The sequence below is a fragment of the Butyrivibrio sp. genome (assembly GCF_015056685.1).
In the GTDB taxonomy this organism is placed as follows: Bacteria; Bacillota; Clostridia; order Lachnospirales; family Lachnospiraceae; genus Butyrivibrio.
Genome location: NZ_SVFW01000019.1, coordinates 49827 through 68318, shown reverse-complemented (window position 1 = coordinate 68318; position 18492 = coordinate 49827). Strand labels below are relative to the sequence as shown.

The 18492-nt window shown below is 41.4% G+C and carries 19 protein-coding genes; 17 read left to right on the top strand and 2 right to left on the bottom strand.

Annotated features, from left to right (window positions below):
* Window positions 1-224 precede the first annotated feature (224 nt).
* Window positions 225-1541 (bottom strand): IS4 family transposase, encoded by a 1317-nt coding sequence (locus E7303_RS08660; RefSeq protein WP_292144823.1) that lies wholly within the window; start codon window positions 1539-1541, stop codon window positions 225-227.
* A 399-nt stretch (window positions 1542-1940) separates the two neighbouring features.
* On the opposite strand from E7303_RS08660, the gene E7303_RS08655 reads away from it, so the two are divergent.
* The 12 genes from E7303_RS08655 (at window position 1941) to E7303_RS08600 (ending at window position 12188) form a co-directional block, all read left to right on the top strand.
* Window positions 1941-2153 (top strand): Maff2 family mobile element protein, encoded by a 213-nt coding sequence (locus E7303_RS08655; protein WP_292144822.1) that lies wholly within the window; start codon window positions 1941-1943, stop codon window positions 2151-2153.
* A 188-nt stretch (window positions 2154-2341) separates the two neighbouring features.
* Window positions 2342-3208 carry a VirB6/TrbL-like conjugal transfer protein, CD1112 family gene (locus E7303_RS08650; protein WP_292144821.1) on the top strand — a complete coding sequence of 289 codons (867 nt, stop codon included), beginning with the start codon at window positions 2342-2344 and terminating at the stop codon, window positions 3206-3208.
* A 9-nt stretch (window positions 3209-3217) separates the two neighbouring features.
* The gene (locus E7303_RS08645; protein WP_292144820.1) at window positions 3218-3604 is read left to right on the top strand and encodes a PrgI family protein; all 387 of its coding nucleotides are present in this window, start codon (window positions 3218-3220) and stop codon (window positions 3602-3604) included.
* A 19-nt stretch (window positions 3605-3623) separates the two neighbouring features.
* Window positions 3624-6035: a VirB4-like conjugal transfer ATPase, CD1110 family gene (locus E7303_RS08640; RefSeq protein ID WP_292144824.1), complete on the top strand. Its 2412-nt coding sequence runs from the start codon at window positions 3624-3626 to the stop codon at window positions 6033-6035.
* On the top strand, window positions 6007-7635 hold the full coding sequence (locus tag E7303_RS08635) for a C40 family peptidase (protein ID WP_292144819.1): 1629 nt from the start codon (window positions 6007-6009) through the stop codon (window positions 7633-7635). The genes E7303_RS08640 and E7303_RS08635 overlap by 29 nt, the downstream gene beginning before the upstream one ends.
* Window positions 7636-7650: 15 nt before the next feature.
* Window positions 7651-7926 (top strand): DUF4315 family protein, encoded by a 276-nt coding sequence (locus E7303_RS08630; protein ID WP_292144818.1) that lies wholly within the window; start codon window positions 7651-7653, stop codon window positions 7924-7926.
* The gene (locus tag E7303_RS08625; RefSeq protein ID WP_292144817.1) at window positions 7919-8704 is read left to right on the top strand and encodes a CD1107 family mobile element protein; all 786 of its coding nucleotides are present in this window, start codon (window positions 7919-7921) and stop codon (window positions 8702-8704) included. The genes E7303_RS08630 and E7303_RS08625 overlap by 8 nt, the downstream gene beginning before the upstream one ends.
* Window positions 8697-9140 carry a hypothetical protein gene (locus E7303_RS08620; RefSeq protein ID WP_292144816.1) on the top strand — a complete coding sequence of 148 codons (444 nt, stop codon included), beginning with the start codon at window positions 8697-8699 and terminating at the stop codon, window positions 9138-9140. Before E7303_RS08625 ends, E7303_RS08620 begins: the two co-directional genes overlap by 8 nt.
* Entirely contained in the window at window positions 9127-9426 is a 300-nt protein-coding gene (locus E7303_RS08615; protein WP_292144815.1) for a DUF4316 domain-containing protein, read from the top strand. Before E7303_RS08620 ends, E7303_RS08615 begins: the two co-directional genes overlap by 14 nt.
* A complete protein-coding gene (locus E7303_RS08610) occupies window positions 9426-9758 on the top strand; it encodes a plasmid mobilization protein (RefSeq protein WP_292144813.1) in 333 nt (110 codons plus the stop codon). The genes E7303_RS08615 and E7303_RS08610 overlap by 1 nt, the downstream gene beginning before the upstream one ends.
* A gap of 80 nt (window positions 9759-9838) precedes the next feature.
* A complete protein-coding gene (locus E7303_RS08605) occupies window positions 9839-11239 on the top strand; it encodes a relaxase/mobilization nuclease domain-containing protein (RefSeq protein WP_292144812.1) in 1401 nt (466 codons plus the stop codon).
* A gap of 175 nt (window positions 11240-11414) precedes the next feature.
* Entirely contained in the window at window positions 11415-12188 is a 774-nt protein-coding gene (locus tag E7303_RS08600) for a metallophosphoesterase (RefSeq protein WP_292144811.1), read from the top strand.
* 3 nt (window positions 12189-12191) lie between these two features.
* Here E7303_RS08600 and E7303_RS08595 read toward each other — a convergent pair whose 3' ends face one another.
* On the bottom strand, window positions 12192-12917 hold the full coding sequence (locus tag E7303_RS08595; protein ID WP_292144810.1) for an ion transporter: 726 nt from the start codon (window positions 12915-12917) through the stop codon (window positions 12192-12194).
* Window positions 12918-13108: 191 nt separating this feature from the next.
* Between E7303_RS08595 and E7303_RS08590 the strand changes: the two genes are divergently transcribed.
* The 5 genes from E7303_RS08590 to E7303_RS08570 all read left to right on the top strand — a co-directional run bounded on the left by E7303_RS08590 (window position 13109) and on the right by E7303_RS08570 (window position 18491).
* Entirely contained in the window at window positions 13109-13723 is a 615-nt protein-coding gene (locus tag E7303_RS08590; protein WP_292144809.1) for a hypothetical protein, read from the top strand.
* 278 nt (window positions 13724-14001) lie between these two features.
* Window positions 14002-15339, top strand: coding sequence for a hypothetical protein (locus E7303_RS08585; RefSeq protein ID WP_292144808.1), 1338 nt, complete (start codon window positions 14002-14004; stop codon window positions 15337-15339).
* Between the two features lie 2 nt (window positions 15340-15341).
* Window positions 15342-16016 carry an FHA domain-containing protein gene (locus tag E7303_RS08580; protein ID WP_292144807.1) on the top strand — a complete coding sequence of 225 codons (675 nt, stop codon included), beginning with the start codon at window positions 15342-15344 and terminating at the stop codon, window positions 16014-16016.
* On the top strand, window positions 16007-16612 hold the full coding sequence (locus E7303_RS08575; protein WP_292144806.1) for a 4Fe-4S single cluster domain-containing protein: 606 nt from the start codon (window positions 16007-16009) through the stop codon (window positions 16610-16612). The genes E7303_RS08580 and E7303_RS08575 overlap by 10 nt, the downstream gene beginning before the upstream one ends.
* Window positions 16605-18491 carry an AAA family ATPase gene (locus tag E7303_RS08570; protein ID WP_292144805.1) on the top strand — a complete coding sequence of 629 codons (1887 nt, stop codon included), beginning with the start codon at window positions 16605-16607 and terminating at the stop codon, window positions 18489-18491. Before E7303_RS08575 ends, E7303_RS08570 begins: the two co-directional genes overlap by 8 nt.
* Window position 18492: the final 1 nt, after the last annotated feature.

Sequence of the window (18492 nt, the reverse complement as noted above, 5' to 3'; positions counted from 1 at the left end):
TGACAGCTACAATGTCATCAAAGTACCGGAGGAAGATAAAAGCCAGCAGAAGAGTCGCTAAAGGGCTCATCAGCGGGCAATGTCATTAAGTTAAGATGACAAGCCCCAAATAGCAACAGACTGAGGATGAAGAAATTCACGATTCATCCTCAGTTTTTTGCTTTTAGAACATGGCAAATAGGCGGAGTCTCTCCGCCATGGTCAATTATGCAACTCTTTGTTTTTTATGCTACTCTGTATAAGAAACTATGAAATATCTTGCCGGTAAGTTTTCTTTCCCGGTGTCTATCTGGTCTGATAGGGACTAGATTCTTTGATATAATGGTTTCCAAAATAGGTGATGATGTATTCCCTCGATAGAACAATCTACACATATGCATTGCAACCGAGAAGTTTGCTTTATATGTATGTTTTCTTTGCTTTTTATCAATGACTACGTGCGAGGTAATCATTTCAGCAAAGTTGTACATTATAAGATGCGCGTAGATTTCCTGTTGAATGCACATCACCTTTTTTGAATGGAAATCCAGCATTCCTGCTGTATATTTTAAGTCACGGAAAGATGTTTCTATTCCCCAGCGAACGGCATATAATTCCTTTAGTCTTTCTGGCGGATATTGATCAGATTCAAGATTGGTGAGCACTGTTTCATAGCCATCTTCTGAGATTTTAAAGCGAACAATACGGAATCTAAGATTATAACTGAGTAATGGATCTGCTTTTCTTGATTTTGCTGGAAGGTAATCAAATGTCGATGTGGCTGGTACAAATTTGTAATGATTCCTGTCCTTGAATAACTCTTTGGTTACTTTGTTGTGTCGTCGTATCAAGTTCATGGATATAGGCACATCGTATTCCGATTTCATTGGAAGGTCATAGCCTTCTTTCATGCCTGTTTTTCCGTCTTTTATACGAATAAGAAAATACCACCCCTTTTCCTGAACATGAGCCATGTTGTTATAAGATTCATATCCTCTATCAGCAATTACTATAGCTTTGGGTATATTTGAGCTATCTATCAGTTCTACAAAAGCTTTATGCTCATTAGCGTTTCTAGCCTTTTGAATAATTACGTCGTTGTAGATACAATGCTTAAGATCATAAAGAGCATTTAAATGTAGTAAGTTATATGGTTTCTGACCATTTGAACCAGGGAAAAAAGATTCTTCATCTTCGGGATTTGTAGCTATTTGAATCTTTGAACCATCAATTGCTAGTAAAGGAAGCTCTTTCTTGAATGAGTTGGTAATCTCCTGGGAAAACTCACAGAATACTGTCCGAAAAGCATCAGGATTGATCTTGCAACGTTGTTGTGCAAAGGCTGAAGCAGTTGGAACATCAGTTGATACATCAAATAAATCTATCAATTCATTTGTAATACTTCCGCTTTCCATACCGATTATCCCTGTAATCATTTTCTCCATAGTGAGTTTTCTTTTGCGTGAGAAGTCTTTACTGGGATTAGTACAATACATTTTAGAATTCTTCACTACTTCATGAATCTTTGACATCAAAAGCTTTTTTAGTTGTTTGGGCTTCATGTGCACCTCCTTGAAATAAAGATTTTTAACTCTAATTTCAAGGGCCGCTTTCGCTACCTCTAAAATAATCAGTAGCGAAAGCGGCCGCACTTTTCAGCGTATCTGTCAACTGTTTTATGAAAAAAAAGACCCCTACACCATTTATGGTGTAGAGATCTTTATAGCGTTATCTTAACTTAATGACATTGCATCAGCGGGGGCTTTTTTCTTTTGTCCGAATTTCGGACAGATACGGCCGTATAGCATGGGCGAGTCGACGCACCTATGCATGCAACTATTAACCAGTTTCACCGGCATCACAGCAAAACGAGTGGTGTCGCTAACCAACAAAAATTATTGGAAGGAGAAGTACAAGATAATTGAGCAAATTTGCATACAATTATTTTGGAAACAATTGAAATGTCATTTTTTACATCAGCAATCGGAACCTTACAGACCGTCACAGTGGCCCTTGGAGCCGGGCTCGGAGCATGGGGAAGCATTAACCTCCTTGAAGGTTATGGCAATGACAACCCTGGGGCAAAGTCTCAGGGCATGAAGCAGCTCATGGCCGGAGGAGGCGTTGCCCTTATCGGAACTACGCTTATTCCCTTGCTTGCAGGTCTCTTCTAAGGAGTCCCAGGGAATGAACCCAGGGCGGCACGGACGACAGTTACAAACGCTGAAAGCTATGCCGCTACTGGCTTCATAGCGGTTCCCAAGGTATGAGCAGTTTAGCTCACTACCATACGAAAAGTTTCATACCTGGAGGCGGCGATAAAAACCGCCTCCAAACCACTAAAAATCAATAGGAGGACAGTTTGGATACAGTATTAGCAGAGATAGAAGAATGGCTTAAATCGATGCTTGTTCCGGCGGTAATGGAGAAGCTGACCAGCATGTTTAATTCAATAAACAGTGAAGTTGGTAGCATTGCTTCCGATGTCGGGACTACTCCATATGGGTTTTCTCCAAGTATTTTCAACATGATCAGGAACATTTCCGAGACGGTAATCATGCCAATTGCGGGGATAATCCTGACATTCATTGCGTGTTATGAACTTATTCAGCTGATTGTCAGCTATAATAACCTGGCTAATTTTGAAACCTGGTTCATTTTCAAATGGGTATTCAAGACAGCCATAGCAGTTACTCTTATAACTCACACCTTTGATTTCACCATGGCAGTATTTGATGTGGCACAGCATGTAATAAATAGCTCTGGCGGACTAATAGCAGGCTCCACGGCAGTTGATGCATCAGCACTGGCAGCAATGGAAGCTACTATAGAAGCCATGAATCCATTTGCCATATTTGGCATGTGGCTTCAGTTATCAATCATAGACGTACTAACATGGATCCTTTCAAAGCTTATCTTTGTTATCATCTATTGTCGTATGATTGAGATCTACATGTACGTATCCCTTGCGCCTATCCCCTTTGCAACCTTTGGAAACAAGGAACAGAGCATGATAGGACAGAACTACATGAGAAGCCTTTTTGCACTTGGCTTCCAGGGATTCCTCATCATGATATGTGTAGGCATTTACGCTATGCTGGTCTCATCAATCTCTTTTTCATCAGATATCATCGGTTCAGTCTGGGGCATGGTGGGCTACACATTGCTTCTGGCATTCAGTATATTCAAGACAGGCTCTATAGCACGTTCAATATTACAGGCACACTAAGGAGGAACTATGGCAGCATCATATATTAGTGTTCCAAGAGATCTTACCAAGGTAAAAAGCAAAGTCTTTTTTGGTCTGACCAAAAGACAGCTCATATGTTTTTCAGTGGCGGCACTCATCGGAGTACCGTCATTTTTTTTGATAAAAACTATTGCACAGGTCAACGTGGCAGTGATGGGAATGATGGTTATAATGATGCCATTTTTCTTTTTTGCCATGTATGAAAAGAACGGACAGCCTTTGGAAGTCATTCTTGGACATTTCATTCAGCAGGTCTTCATAAGACCAAAGAAACGACCATACAAAACAGATAATTACTACGCAGCACTGGAGAGGCAGGCTGCAGCAGAAAGAGAGGTAGAAGAAATTGTTCGTACTTCCATGGAAGAAGGATAAAGACACCAGGGAGTTTGTTATGCCGGAGGGCTTAAGTAAACAGGAGCAGGAAGAGGTGAAAGAGATCATCAAAAGTGCCCAGCGTGATGATGGAACTCCAAGGACAGCCCAGCAGACAATTCCCTTTGACAGGATGTTTCAGGACGGCATCTGCAGAGTGGGTCTTGATTACTATACCAAGACCATACAGTTTCAGGATATCAATTATCAGCTGGCACAGCAGGATGATAAGACGGAGATTTTTGAGGAATGGTGCAGCTTTCTTAATTTCTTTGACAGCTCTGTCAGTTTCCAGTTGTCCTTCATGAACTTAGCTACAGATGCAACAGACTTTGAGAAAAAGATAGCGATTCCCCATCAGAAGGATGGCTTCAATGATGTAAGGGATGAGTATTCAACAATGCTCCTGCATCAGATGGAAGCCGGTAATAACGGTCTTACCAAGACCAAGTATCTCACATTCGGTATCCATGCGGATTCAATGAAGAACGCAAAGCCAAGGCTCATCCATATTGAAATGGATATTCTGAACAACTTTAAGCGTCTTGGCGTTCAGGCAGAGACTCTTAATGGCTATCAGAGACTTGAGCTCATGCATAAAGAGCTTCATATGGGCGATAAGGCAAGATTCCACTTTGATTGGAAATATCTTGTGGGCAGTGGCCTTTCGGTAAAAGACTTTATTGCTCCGAGTGGCTTCGAGTTCCCCACCGGCAGATACTTCAAGATGGGCGATTTGTACTGCGCCATGAGTTTTCTCTCCATAGACGCATCCGACATCAGCGACAGGATGCTTGCAGATTTCCTTGGAACAGAGTCCAGCCAGATTGTTACGATGCACATCAGGTCAGTTGACCAGACAGAGGCAATCAAGACCATTAAGCATACAATCACCGAGCTTGACCGTTCCAAGATAGAAGAGCAGAAAAAAGCTGTTCGCGCCGGGTATGATATGGAGATAATCCCCTCAGACCTTGCTACTTATGGCAATGATGCGAAAGCTCTTTTAAAAGAGCTCCAGTCCCAGAATGAGAGAATGTTTCTGTTAACCTTCATGGTGATGAATACCGGAAGAACCAAGGAAGAGCTTGAAAACAATATCTTCCAGACTGCATCAATAGCGCAAAAGCATAACTGCAACCTTGTTCGTCTAGATTTCCAGCAGGAGCAGGGGCTTGTTTCGAGCCTTCCTCTTGCCTATAACGAGGTGGAAATACAGCGAGGCATGACCACTTCAAGCACAGCAATCTTTGTTCCATTTACTACACAGGAGCTGTTCCAGGATCACAGAGGCGCTCTGTATTATGGGCTTAATGCACTTTCGAATAACCTTATCATGGTGGACAGGAAGCTCCTTAAGAACCCTAACGGCCTTATTCTTGGTACTCCCGGATCCGGTAAGTCTTTTGCAGCAAAAAGAGAAATCGCAAATCTCTTTCTTGTAACAGACGATGATATCATCATATCAGATCCTGAGTCGGAGTACGCTTCCCTGGTGCAGATGCTTGACGGCCAGGTGGTGAAGATAAGCCCACAGTCCAAGCAGTATATCAACCCCATGGACATCAACATGAACTACTCTGATGATGATAATCCCGTGGCACTTAAGGTGGATTTCCTGTTATCGCTTTGTGAGCTGATCATTGGATGCAGGGACGGACTTCCACCGGTGGAGAGAACTGTCATAGACAGATGTGCAAGGCGAATCTATCAGAAGTATTTCGAGAACCCGATTCCTGAGAGGATGCCTATACTGGAAGATCTTTACAATGCATTGCTTGAGCAGGAGGAAAGAGAAGCCAAGCAGGTAGCAGCGGCTCTTGAAATCTATGTCAAAGGTTCCCTCAATGTCTTTAACCACAGGACAAATGTGGAGCTGGAGAACAGGCTTGTGTGCTATGACATCAAGGATCTGGGCAAGCAGCTTAAAAAGATTGGAATGCTCGTTATCGAGGATCAGGTCTGGGGCAGAGTCTCGGCCAACAGAGAAAGCGGAAAGTCCACCAGATACTACATGGATGAGATGCATCTGCTCCTTCGTGAAGAGCAGACAGCGGCCTATACCGTGGAGATTTGGAAGAGATTCCGTAAGTGGGGAGGTATTCCGACTGGTATAACCCAGAACATAAAGGACTTCCTTGCATCCAAAGAGGTTGAGAACATCTTTGAGAATTCAGACTTTATCTACATGCTTAATCAGGCCGTTGGCGACAGAGCAATCCTCGCCAAGCAGCTCAATATCAGCCCTCATCAGCTCTCGTATGTAACACATTCGGGAGAAGGTGAAGGGCTTTTGTTTTATGGAAACGTTATCCTGCCATTTGTCGACAGATTTCCGAGAGATACCAAGCTCTATAACATCATGACGACAAAATGGACCGACAAAATAGAGGAAGGAAGCAGTGGAGAAGAAGGAAAACAGGCAAGTTAAACATGGTAGCAAGCTCAAGAATGAGCAGACAGCCAGGGATTATTATGGCAAGTCACTACGCAGTAAGAAAGTTGATACGCGCCTCACGGAAAAAGAGATCAGGAAGTCCAAACAGCTAAAACAGCAGTCCATGATAGCTGCAAGGCAGTTTGCAGGCAAGGCAGCGGAAGCTGTGCAGGATGCTTCAGATACTTCCGGCAGAGAAGAGTCCTGTAACAATACAGAGGTGGCACAGGATGCCATCTCTGAAACAGGATATGTACTGGAGACATCCATAGGAGCAGTGGCTTCCAAGATAAAGGGATCCAAGTACGGCAATCGAATCCATGACCGTAAGGGCAAGACTGCAGAAACAAAGGTATCAACAAACCGCATGAAAAAAGAGATGCAGAAAAAGGCTGCGGAGAAGACCCGGAAGGAAGCTGAGAGTGTCGGAAAGGTGGGAAAGAAGCTCACTGACAAGGCTGAGGACATGATAGGTAAAATTGGCGAAATGCTCATTGAGTTTATCCAGGACAACCCGACACTTGCTTTTACAATTATTGTTATTTTGCTTCTGTTGGTGTTCATCTGCGGTACTTTTTCATCCTGCGGAGCATTTGCTGGAACTGGTCAGAACGTGACTATAGCAACAACATATACAGCGGAGGATGAGGATATTCTGAACGTGGATGACGACTACACTGAGCTGGAAGAGGGCATTCAGGATGAGATAGATGATATTGAATCCGATTACCCAGGGTATGACGAGTATGTCTTCACTCTTGATGAGATAGGACATAACCCATATCAGCTGGCTGCAATCCTCACAGTAATCTTCGAGGATTACACAAGAGATGAGGTACAGGCTAAGCTCCAGGAGATTCTTGACCTTCAGTATGAGATATCCATTGAGGAAGAGGTTGAGACCAGAGAACGTGAGGTGGAAGATACCAGATGGGTTGAGGATGATTCCTATGCCGAGGGTGGCTACTATGAGGATTATACCTACACGGAAGAGTACGAGTATTATATTTTGAACGTCACTCTGACCAACCACACTTTGGATGAAGTAGTCCATGAACTGGGACTCACCGATGACCAGCTGGAGCGCTATGAAATACTTCTTGCCACTTACGGAAATAAGAAATATCTCTTTGAAGATGATATTTATTCCGTAAGAGATCCGGGTGAACTTGGAGACTACCTTGTTCCGGGAGAGTACCTTACTGATGAGGAATTTGCAAGGATGATGCGCGAAGCGGAGAGGTATCTCGGCATGGATTACGTCTGGGGTGGCTATAGTCCCACAGATGGTTTTGACTGCTCAGGCTTTGTGAGCTACGTCATAAATCATTGCGGTAATGGCTGGGATGTTGGAAGACAGACTGCCAACGGACTTAAGAACATGACTGCCAGAGTTGATGCATCAGATGTAAAACCGGGCGACCTTGTCTTTTTCAGAGGCACTTATAACACCAGTGGCGCGAGCCATGTTGGTATAGTTGTTGACCCAGTGAACAAGATCATGATCCATGCCGGAAACCCAATCAAGTATTCATGCTATGACACGAATTACTGGCGCTCACATGCGTACTGCTATGGAAGAATTAATCACTAAACGGAGGGAAAAGAGATGTTTGCTAAGTTAGACAGGCTGCGTGCCGAGCATAAAAAGGCGCTGCAGAAATTGGAGGAAGCCCAGAAAAAGGTAGATGAGACAGCTGCCAGGGTAAAAGAGGAAGAGGCTACGGAGGTTCTTAATATAGTGGCCGACATGAACTGGACACCGGAGCAGCTATCGGAATTTGTAAAGCAAAAGAAAAACGCTGACAAGCCGACTTTTGGAGCAGGAGGCAATGGTTTTATCAAGAAAAATGAGGAGAAAAGAGAGGGAAACACAAATGAATAAGATCAAGATTTTTGGAATGGGAGCGGCTCTTATAGGGTCGCTCTTTTGCATGAGTCCTATAACAGCTTATGCCGGAGGCTATGATTGCAGATGCGAAACCAAATGCACTGAGGACTGTATCGATGAGGACTGTTCTGTATGCAAAGAGGATTATCACAACTGCGAAGGAGCTGAACCGGAGCCCGAGGTAGAGGAGCACTGGGGACCACTTACGCCTGATGGCAACATGTCCATCGTAGATGATTACGGCTCACTTGAAGCCGGAGGTAAGCAGTTCATCACTGTTGTTACCAAGAATGGCAACTATTTTTATATCATCATTGACCGTGATGATGACGGAAAAGAAACTGTTCATTTCCTGAACATGGTGGATGAGTCAGATCTTTTATCACTGATGGATGAAGACCAGGTGAACGACTATATCGCCATAACTAAGGGAAAGAGTACCAAGGAGGAAGAGGTTAAGCCTGTAGTTCCTGAGCCGGAGCCTGTGAAGGAAGAACCCGAGCCGGAGGAACCAAAGAAGTCGGTAAATGTTAATGGCATTATGGCAATTATCTTACTCCTTGCTCTTGCAGGTGCTGGTGGCTACATGTACTTTACTACAACTAAGCATACCAAGAAGAAGCCCAAGAAGGCTGACCCGGATAAAGGTTATGTGGAGGAACCGGCGCTCAATCTTCCTGTTGAAAAAGAGAAGGAAATTGATGTGAAAGTTTCAGCGGAAGACATAAAGGAAGCTGAGGAAAGTGAGAAGGAGGCCAAGCGAAATGGATAATGACGGATGGATGGACGCAGCTCAATTTAAGGACGAGCTGCCGGAAGGCTGGTATGAGGAATCAGAAGAGGAGAAGGCTGCTGCAAACACAGCAGCCGCTCCTGCCAGCGACGTAATAGGCAGCTGTCCCTGCTGCGGTTTTGATGTGGTGGACAGACCAAAGGCATACTTCTGCTCCAACTATGACTGCAACTTTGCACTGTGGAAGAACAACAAATTCTTTCAGGCTATCTCCAAAGAGATGACCAGAGACATTGCCAAAGAGCTTCTGGATAACGGCGGTGTAAGGCTACAGGGATGCAAGTCTGTCAAGACCGGAAACTCTTTTAACTGCATAGTCAGGATGGACACCGATGTCGAGGACAGAGCGCAGTTCAGAATAGAATTTCCCAGAAAAAAGAAGAAAACGGAGGACGAATACTATGGCAGAGCTTAAGGTAGGAATGAAGATCCAGAAGTGGGATGATGTCACAGGAACAGCAACGGAGACAGTGGATGTTACCATTGAGATTCCTGATAACGGCAAACAGAATCCCCTGCGCAACCTGGAGGATCAGATTGAACAGAATGACAATATGCTGGACGGAATCGTGAATAATCTTCCAGAGGAAACCATTGCAGAGAAGGAGGAAAGGACCTCTGTGATCAAAAAGCTTCACTCCATCGAACCAACAAGTGATGGTAGGTATGGCAAAAAAATTCACCCGGAGCTTTGCCTGTAATGAGACCTGAAGATACTTCAATTCTCATCAATATATCTTCAGCGGACAAGGCTAAGATAAAGGAGCGCATGAAGAATGCCGGCACCAAAAACATGAGCGCTTACATCAGAAAGCAGGCCATTGATGGCTATATAGTTGTCCTTGACTTGTCGGATGTAAGAGAGGTACTAAAGCTTCTTGGAGAGCTTTGCAGCAATGTAAGGCTCTATCTTAAGAAGGCAGATATGCTTGGTACAGCATCACGGGAAGATATGGAAAAGATTCTGGAGAAGCAGTCAGAGCTTCTGAATGAGATGAGAAAGATTACAAACAGGCTGGCAGAGATTTATTAGTTTAAGGGCCGCAGGCATTTTGGAAAAAACAGAGTGTCTGCGGCTCTTTTTTTCGTTGCAGGAAAATGGAAGGAGGAACAATGGCAGCGACAAGACTTATAGCACTTCATCAGACTAAAGGACTTTCGGTGGGGGAGACGCTGAAAGCCAGATGTAAATATGTGGAGAATCCAAACAAGACAGAAGACGGGTCTCTCATCACAGCTTATGGCTGCAGCGCAGCAACTGCTGATATGGATTTTGTTACTTCAAGAAGAAGTTATGAGCAGGATCAGCTCACTCCTGTAAGAGGAGATGTTATAGCTTATCAGATCAGGCAGTCCTTCAAACCCGGGGAAATCACGCCGGAGGAAGCTAACAGAATCGGCTACGAGACCGCCATGAGATTTACAAAAGGCAATCATGCTTTCATAGTCTGCACCCATACGGACAGACCTCATATCCATAATCATATCCTGTTCGATGCGGTGGATTTGAAGCAAGAGCATAAGTTTAGGAACTTTTTCTTTTCCGGGATTGCGCTGCAGAGATTGTCGGATATTATCTGTCTGGAGAACGGACTCTCTGTAATTATTCCAAGAAAACCAAGCGAAAGAGACCCATATAAATATCCAAAGTATGAGAGCAAGAGGGACTTTATCAAGGCTGATATCGACATGGCACTGAGTAAACGTCCTAAAAGTTTTGACGAGTTTCTGGCCTGCCTGCGGCAGCAGGAGTATGAGATAAAGTGTGGAAAACATACAGCAATTCGTAGCAAAGATGGTCAGAGGTTTATCCGTTTCAGGTCACTGGGAGAAGGCTATCATGAAGAAGATATCTTAAAAAAGATAGCCACCATGAACAAGGTTACACCCATCATCCAGCCACAGAAACCCAAGAAAGAATTCGACCTTCTCCTGTCGATTCAGGATATAATCGCCAAAGGAAAAGGTCCAGGGTATGAACTGTGGGCAAAGAAATATAACATCAAAAATCTTGCCAAGGCTTTGATTTTTTTACAGGAGAATGGAATTCGAAGCTATGATGACCTTACAAAAAAGGCAGATGATTCCGCTGAGAGGTTCAACACTCTTAATGCCAGAATCAAGTCTGCAGAGAAAAGAATGGATGAAATTTCTGAACTCCGTGGTCATATCATCGACTACGCCAAGACCAGAGATGTCTATACTGCCTACAGACAATCCGGTTATAGCAGAGCATTTCTTGAAGAGCATCAGGCTGAAATCATAAAGCATAAAGCTGCCAAAGATGCTTTCGAAAAGTTCGAGGAAAAAGAGATTCCCAGCATGAAAGATCTCAATGCTGAGTTCCAGGAACTGCTCTCCCAGAAGAGGAAGGACTACTCCGAATACCATGATGCAAAAGAAAATATGCAGCATTATAAGACAGCTAAATATGACATTGACCGCGTCCTTAATCAGGATATCGAGCGTGAGCGAGAGAGAAGCGTTCGCAGAACGCGCAGCCAAAGTCGATAAGACTTTGTGTGTAAGGGGATTGGGGATGTGCCTCAACTAGCCGCAAATCTATATAGATTTGCACTGCTAGCCAACTAATGAAACGGACTACCGGGGCCGTTTTTCGGTTCTTGTTATACCCGGGCAACAAGGATAAAATATATTCAGATTTTGAATGAAAGCACGGGTATTTTCGATGGCAGTTTATGCAGTATCAGATCTTCATGGCCAATATAAAATGTTTCAAAAACTCCTTCAGAAAGTGAATTTTTCTGAAGGAGATCAGCTGTATATGCTGGGCGATGCCATCGATCGTGGCCACGATGGAATAAAGATTTTGCATCAGGTCATGGATGCTCCCAACATGCATTTCCTTCTGGGTAATCATGAGTTCATGATGCTGAATGCTGTCGCTCCGGACGGAACTGCTTCGGCAGCTTTTGGTAAACTCCAGGGAAAAGATGCTGACCTTTGGGTGTCATATAACGGAGGCAACAAGACCTATTACAAATACAAGCTCATGAAAAAGCCGGAGAGGATTAAGCTCTTGGAGTGGCTTGAGTCTTGTCCCCTTTCAACAAAAATAGAATTGAATGGTCAGACATTTGTGCTGACCCATTCCTTCTTCAAACTGGATAAGTTTGATGTCCCCTACAGGGAATTTGATTATCAGACTGCCTGGGACATTGTCTGGCAGTCGCCTTTCCGTTGGGATATTTATATGGACAATAGTGAGTACTCAAAGTATGAGCCATGGCTTTTTATCATCGGCCATGTTCCCACCTGTCACGCTGATGAGAAAGACGGCTGGCGCCCACTCTCTTCATATCGGGAGGACAACATCATCGACATTGATGGTGGCTGCGCTCGCCATGATAACGATGATAAGTATTTCAAGGGCGGTATAATACTGAGGCTCGATGATATGAAGGAGTTTGCGATTTCCTTTGATGAGCTGGAGAAATTGTAGGGATTATTTTTTGGATGTCTTCTCTTCAGTAAGAGCCTCCAGATACCCTGCGGTGATTATGCCTGCTGGGAGAGCAACTATAGCGATGCCAAACATAGAAGAGATCATTGTAATGATTCTTCCTGCGTCTGTTACTGGATATATATCTCCGTATCCTACAGTTGTTAGCGACACTGTGGCCCAGTAAATTGCATCAAACAGAGTATCAAAAGAGCTTCCCTCAACGTTAAAAATCACAAGAGCGGATACAAGAATATATCCGATTGCAAGTGTGCACACTGCTATTAAAGCTTCCTTCGAGTTTCTTATTACCTTCGCTATTATTGAAAAGCTTTTTGAGTATCGAAAAGCTTTAAATACGCGAAAGATTCTAAAGGTTCTTACAATCCTAAACAACCTGAACAGCTTGAACCCAGGGTTAAGAACAGTCAATGTTGGCAATATCGAGATTAGATCAACTATAGCCCAGGGGGTAAAAGGATACTTTACAAACGAAATTGGAGAGCGGTCCTTGAGCTTGTAGTCTGCTGTTATCAATCGTAACAGATAATCCAAAATGAACAAGAATGTAGTTACTATATCTGTGTATCTGAATAAAGGGATTGGATTTTTAAATCCCAAGGGAACAATGCTAATGATAATTGCTAAAAGCATTATGGCGTCATAAGCTGAGCTGACCTTATCATTTTCTTCTGATAATTCTATTATCTCAAATATTCTTTTTCTCATATATGCTCCTTAAAAATAATAGGTGTTATATGCTCATATATAAATGATACTACATTTATCAGAGCCGTTTTCTGATCTTTTTATGGTTACATAATATTTTGATATTTATCCTTTTTTCATAATTTGATTATGAGCAATATGATACCATAAGCTAAACAAACGGTAAGAGATTATAAAGAAAGGGAATCGCCATGAATTATACAGGAAAATACGGCAAGCACTTTGAAATTCCAACTAGCATGAAGAAGTACTTTTTTTCAAGCTCAGGGGAAAAGCTTTTAGCGCCAAATGGCCCATACATATACAGGATAAAGAATCCAAGTTTTATTGGTATGGAAGAGCATTACTTGAGTTCGATAATAGAGACTGCTATACGTGAAATAGATGATAACTTAGGCGCAAAATGCCCATACTCAAAAATGCGTTTTACTAATGATGAGTTTGTGTTTCAAGTCTTTGATCCGATTTATCTTATTTTAGATAGGATGAAGATCTCAAAAGTAGAAGCATCCAAAGTGCAGGATTCTTATTATTGTCATAGTATTAGGTGTGTAGGACAAATGCTCAATGACTATTATGATCCTGACACATTAGTTGAGATTCTTAGCAGGGATAAAGAACTGATAATTAGAGATAATGCAAGAAATATACTGCTAATGAATAGATTGTGTAGCTATGGCGTGGCGGATTATTATGATAATTGCAATGCTGATCATGGTGTATCTATAATACCAAGTGGCATGAACAGAAATTCAGTATATAAAGAAATGGCTGAGCGAGCTACATCTTCTGATAAATATATATAATTGCACAAGTTTTTACGAAATTGATATTCAAAAATAATGGGGTATAAAAAAATCTTCCGCTATCGAATGCTGATGGTGAAAGATTTTTTCTTTTGAGTTCAAAAATCTAACAATCATGTGGGTTTATAGAGATTGTTGTTTTTTGATTTTTATCATTAATAATGCATCTTTTATGAAACTTTAATAATTTGGTGATATGATAAATTTATGATTTGTGCGACCAAATATAGACGGAATATAGTGACAACCAACCAGTGTGATTCAGAGGAATAATAAGGATGAGTGGACCTAAAAGCTCAAGATATACACTTACAGCTGCTCAGAGAAGGGCAATCCAAAGGCAAATTGAAGAACAACTAATTAGGATGCAACGTGCTATAGAAGAAGAACAGCGAAGAATTCGTGAGCAGAAACGCCTTGATGAACTAAATTCATTTAAAAGCAATATAGCTAGCGCAAAATCTTCCATGGATGCGTTGCATAGTGTGATTTCTGATATAAAGAATTGTGTGGCGGATGATGAGAGAGATCCGGCAGGCTTATTGGCTTTACATGATTTTTGTAGGGCGATGGATAAAAAAATACAAACTATAGAGGAGGTTGACGAGGGCAGCTCGTTTGAAGAATTGCACGCAAGGAATAAGGAACTGAGCAAGGCTTTTCTTACAATTCAGGATGCTCAGGTTAAAGCTGGAGCCATTCAAAAGAAACAGGCAGATATTTACAGAATAAAGATGCTCGAGCGTTTGAATCTTGATTTCAATATTTCTTTTAAAGGCATTGCTAATAGGAAAAAACTCGAAGAAAGTGAATACATTCCGCAAATAATAGAAGCACTTGATGAGATATCTGTTATGGAATTGTCTAGTGATTTGAAAGATAAGCTTGAGACCGTTAAGGAAAAATCAAAAGAAATTGTCTCAACAGATTTTTTACAGAATTATTATGCCATTACAGTAATACCTTTTGTTAAGGAATGCAGAGCATATGATGAACTATTGATGAAGCATGGGCAAGAATATGAGAATCTGACGAGCCGGTACAAGGTGTTGGCAAATGAAATGGGCTGCTCTGTCGAAGAGATACCATTCAATAATGGGGCTATAGATATACTTCTAGAAAAAATATCACAACTTGAAAAACAGTTACTTGAGAAAAAAGAAGAAGAGTACATTTGTAATAGCATTGATGATGCAATGGTTGAACTTGGATATAAAACCGTCGGAGCAAGGAATGTTACTTCAAAAAATGGCAGACATTTTAGAAGCGAATTATATAAAGTTGATGAGGGTACTGTAGTAAATGTTACTTATGCAGATGATGGACAAGTGACGATGGAACTCGGAGCGGCAGATGTTGAAGATAGAGTTCCGACAGATCAAGAAAAAAGAAGCCTCGTGGAAGACATGACTAAGTTCTGTGGGGATTATGCTGAGGTAGAGCGTAAGCTTAAAGAAAAGGGTATAGAGCCTAAAAGGATATCTGTATTGCCTCCATATGCGGAATATGCGCAAATAATTGATGTTTCAGAATTTGAAATGACTGGTGATGTCGGTCATTACAGTATTAACAAGAAACCTGCTAATGCAACTGTAGCAAAACATATTGGTGAATAACGATGGCAAAATATAGAATATGCCCTAATTGTGGTGCCAAGAATCGTCCTAGCTTGTTATTTTGCGAAAAGTGTGGGTCGGATTCACTGGAATACGAAAAAATAATAGATGATTCAGTGGAAGCCAAAGTGGCTGATTTATCACATGAAACAACCGCAACTAATGATGTGAGTAATGCAGTAAAAATGGTAAGAATCTGCGATTGCGGAACTCATAATCCAGTGAATGTAAGGAAATGCAGTAATTGTGGAGAAGATATTTCTTTTATAACGCCTGTTAATGAGCTTGAACAATCTGGGAATCAGTCTTCTTCGGTAGTTAGTCAGGAGCAAGGAGAAGAAGTTAGATTTATCCTTAGCACATTAGATGGAGAATATGCATACGAGATTACTGAAAACATTACAGTTGTAGGTCGAGAATGCTCAATGAATCAATACTTGGCGAGCAAAAAATACGTCAGTAGACGACATGCAGAATTGTTACGGGAAAATGGAAAAGTATACATTAAAAATCTTAGCTCAACAAATTATACATATGTAAACAATGAGAAAATCGAAGATCAAAAATATGTGGAGCTCAAAGACGGTGATGAATTAGGGCTGGGAGGAAAAGTGGTGAATGATGAACGCCAGAATGACGCTGCATATTTTATGGTGAGGGTAGGTACATGTATGTAGCGAGAATCCTTTATCCGGTTAAAGTTCTTGGCCCAGGACTAAGAATTGGAATATGGTTTGCAGGGTGTAGACACCATTGCGATGGCTGTAGTAATCCTGAACTATGGGAATTTAACGAAAAATACAGCACTTCGCTTGAAGGAATAATGAAACTGATTATGTCTATTGCAGCTACAAAACCAGTTGACGGTTTTACTCTAACGGGAGGAGATCCCATAGAGCAAGGTGAAGAATTGTTGGAGCTCTTAAACAAAATTAGTGATATATCCGATGATATTCTGTTGTACACAGGCTTTGAATATGAAGAGGTAGTAAAAAGATTTCCAGAGATACTTAATAAAGTATCAGTAATCATCGACGGTAAATATATTGAAGCTGAAAACTATGGAGATATCTTAATTGGTTCACGAAATCAAAAGATAATTATCTTGGATAATTCGAAGACGGAAAAGTATGACAATTATATAAAGCTTTCGGAGAACAGTATTCAAAACTTTTTTATAGATAATTCGACGATATCTGTTGGGATACATAAACCTGGATTCGAGGAAGAGTTGAACCAGGTTTTGGAAAGGAAAGGTCTTAGACATGGCTGAAGATTATATCGCAAAATGGCATAAAGAGTTGGAGATATTTGATAAGATTAAGCCTGTTATTATTCTAGAAGGTAATGTTCTTGATAAATATCAGTACCCTGTTGAAGGGAGTATGCCAAAAGGAAGTATTCTAGGATTACCAGAATACTTACACTACCATTTTAAGGATTGTGGCTATAAGAATATTGTATTTTATGATGCAATTAGGGGATTCTACAACGGATTTGAAGATGGATATCTGGATGGCTTTGCACGTCTTGTTAATGCTTCTATAGAAAATGGATATATTAAAGCAGATTTCAAGGGGCATAATTCGGTCGCTTCAAATTACGTTAAGGATGCAGTCACACAGAATCAAGAGGCAACTGTTGTTATCATGGACTTTGCCTCTCGCTATATTGCGTCTCCCACAAATATGGAACAGTCGGAAATTGATAGTTTTACAATTCTTCTCCAAGGCTCGATGGAAGCAAAAGATGTAAGGAGCGAAAATGGAGATATTCTCAAAAACCTGTTAATTATCCTGGCTAGCAAAGTAAATGACATCCCTGCATGGTTTTATTTGGATAATCCCAATGTAAAGACTATTCTTTTACGTACTCCGACAAAAGAAGAACGTGAGCAGTTAGTCAAAGGGGACAACTTTAGGAGTTTCTTTTCAAATGAAATATTTAACGATGAAATTGGCTATTATGAGCAAAATCCCGATGAATTATCGAAGATTCAAGATAAATTTGTGGGGTTGACGGAGGGCTTTTCTTTCACAGAGCTGAATGGGTTGCGCCGACTTTCTAGAAATCAGAACATCCATATAAAGCACATGTGCGATGTCATTGATCTGTATAAATTTGGGATAAAAGAGAACCCATGGAATACGTTGGACTATGAAGAAATAAAAAATGCATATGATACATTTCATAAGAGAGTTAAAGGACAAGATGCTGCAATCACAAAGACTTTGGATGTGATAAAGCGTGCTATGACAGGAATGTCGGGCTTACAATCGTCATCTGGTACAAGACCAAAAGGGGTACTTTTTTTTGCGGGCCCTACTGGAACAGGTAAGACAGAAACGGCCAAAACGCTGGCAGAAACGTTATTTGGAGATGAACGTAGTTGCATCAGATTTGATATGAGTGAGTATGGACAATCTCATAGTGATCAGAAATTGCTTGGAGCACCTCCCGGATATGTGGGATATGAAGCTGGTGGACAGCTTACCAATGCAGTCAAGAATAATCCGTTTTCAATTCTGCTATTTGATGAAATAGAAAAGGCGCACCCCTCTATTTTAGACAAGTTTTTACAGATACTAGAGGACGGCAGGATGACAGACGGGCAGGGAAACACTGTTTATTTTTCCGAATCCATTATTATCTTCACGAGCAATCTGGGAATATATGGTGTTAATAATCTGGGAGAACGTGTTCAGAAAGTTACGCCAGAGATGAGCTATGAAGATGTACAAAAAAATGTGAGGAAAGGAATCGAAGATTATTTTAAATTGCAACTTGGCAGACCAGAGATCTTGAATAGAATTGGTGAAAATATTGTTGTTTTTGATTTTATAAGGGAGTCTGTTGCAGAAGAGATATTGCAGGCACAAATTCAGAAAATACGTACAAACTTAGAAACCGAAAAAGGAATAATAGTGGACATGTCAGAGGATGCTTATAGCGTGATAAAGAGTAAAGCTATGGGCAATCTTGAAAATGGCGGTAGAGGAATTGGAAATATTGTTGAAAGCACTTTTATAAATCCGCTTGCAAGATATCTTTTTGATGAAGGGATATTTGATAAAGGACATATTGTAATTAAAGCAATAAATGCTGAAGAAATGCCGTACACATTAGAGTGTGCTGTTTTGGAGAGGACATAAA

Excerpts from the sequence above, each read along its gene's own strand:
- E7303_RS08575 (WP_292144806.1), top strand. The coding sequence starts at position 16,007 with ATGTATGTAGCGAGAATCCTTTATCCGGTTAAAGTTCTTGGCCCAGGA.
- E7303_RS08590 (WP_292144809.1), top strand. The coding sequence starts at position 13,109 with ATGAATTATACAGGAAAATACGGCAAGCACTTTGAAATTCCAACTAGC.
- E7303_RS08640 (WP_292144824.1), top strand. The coding sequence starts at position 3,624 with ATGCCGGAGGGCTTAAGTAAACAGGAGCAGGAAGAGGTGAAAGAGATC.
- E7303_RS08615 (WP_292144815.1), top strand. The coding sequence starts at position 9,127 with ATGGCAGAGCTTAAGGTAGGAATGAAGATCCAGAAGTGGGATGATGTC.
- E7303_RS08630 (WP_292144818.1), top strand. The coding sequence starts at position 7,651 with ATGTTTGCTAAGTTAGACAGGCTGCGTGCCGAGCATAAAAAGGCGCTG.
- E7303_RS08620 (WP_292144816.1), top strand. The coding sequence starts at position 8,697 with ATGGATAATGACGGATGGATGGACGCAGCTCAATTTAAGGACGAGCTG.
- E7303_RS08645 (WP_292144820.1), top strand. The coding sequence starts at position 3,218 with ATGGCAGCATCATATATTAGTGTTCCAAGAGATCTTACCAAGGTAAAA.
- E7303_RS08600 (WP_292144811.1), top strand. The coding sequence starts at position 11,415 with ATGGCAGTTTATGCAGTATCAGATCTTCATGGCCAATATAAAATGTTT.
- E7303_RS08625 (WP_292144817.1), top strand. The coding sequence starts at position 7,919 with ATGAATAAGATCAAGATTTTTGGAATGGGAGCGGCTCTTATAGGGTCG.
- E7303_RS08610 (WP_292144813.1), top strand. The coding sequence starts at position 9,426 with ATGAGACCTGAAGATACTTCAATTCTCATCAATATATCTTCAGCGGAC.
- E7303_RS08655 (WP_292144822.1), top strand. The coding sequence starts at position 1,941 with ATGTCATTTTTTACATCAGCAATCGGAACCTTACAGACCGTCACAGTG.
- E7303_RS08570 (WP_292144805.1), top strand. The coding sequence starts at position 16,605 with ATGGCTGAAGATTATATCGCAAAATGGCATAAAGAGTTGGAGATATTT.
- E7303_RS08660 (WP_292144823.1), bottom strand. The coding sequence starts at position 1,541 with ATGAAGCCCAAACAACTAAAAAAGCTTTTGATGTCAAAGATTCATGAA.
- E7303_RS08595 (WP_292144810.1), bottom strand. The coding sequence starts at position 12,917 with ATGAGAAAAAGAATATTTGAGATAATAGAATTATCAGAAGAAAATGAT.
- E7303_RS08580 (WP_292144807.1), top strand. The coding sequence starts at position 15,342 with ATGGCAAAATATAGAATATGCCCTAATTGTGGTGCCAAGAATCGTCCT.
- E7303_RS08585 (WP_292144808.1), top strand. The coding sequence starts at position 14,002 with ATGAGTGGACCTAAAAGCTCAAGATATACACTTACAGCTGCTCAGAGA.
- E7303_RS08605 (WP_292144812.1), top strand. The coding sequence starts at position 9,839 with ATGGCAGCGACAAGACTTATAGCACTTCATCAGACTAAAGGACTTTCG.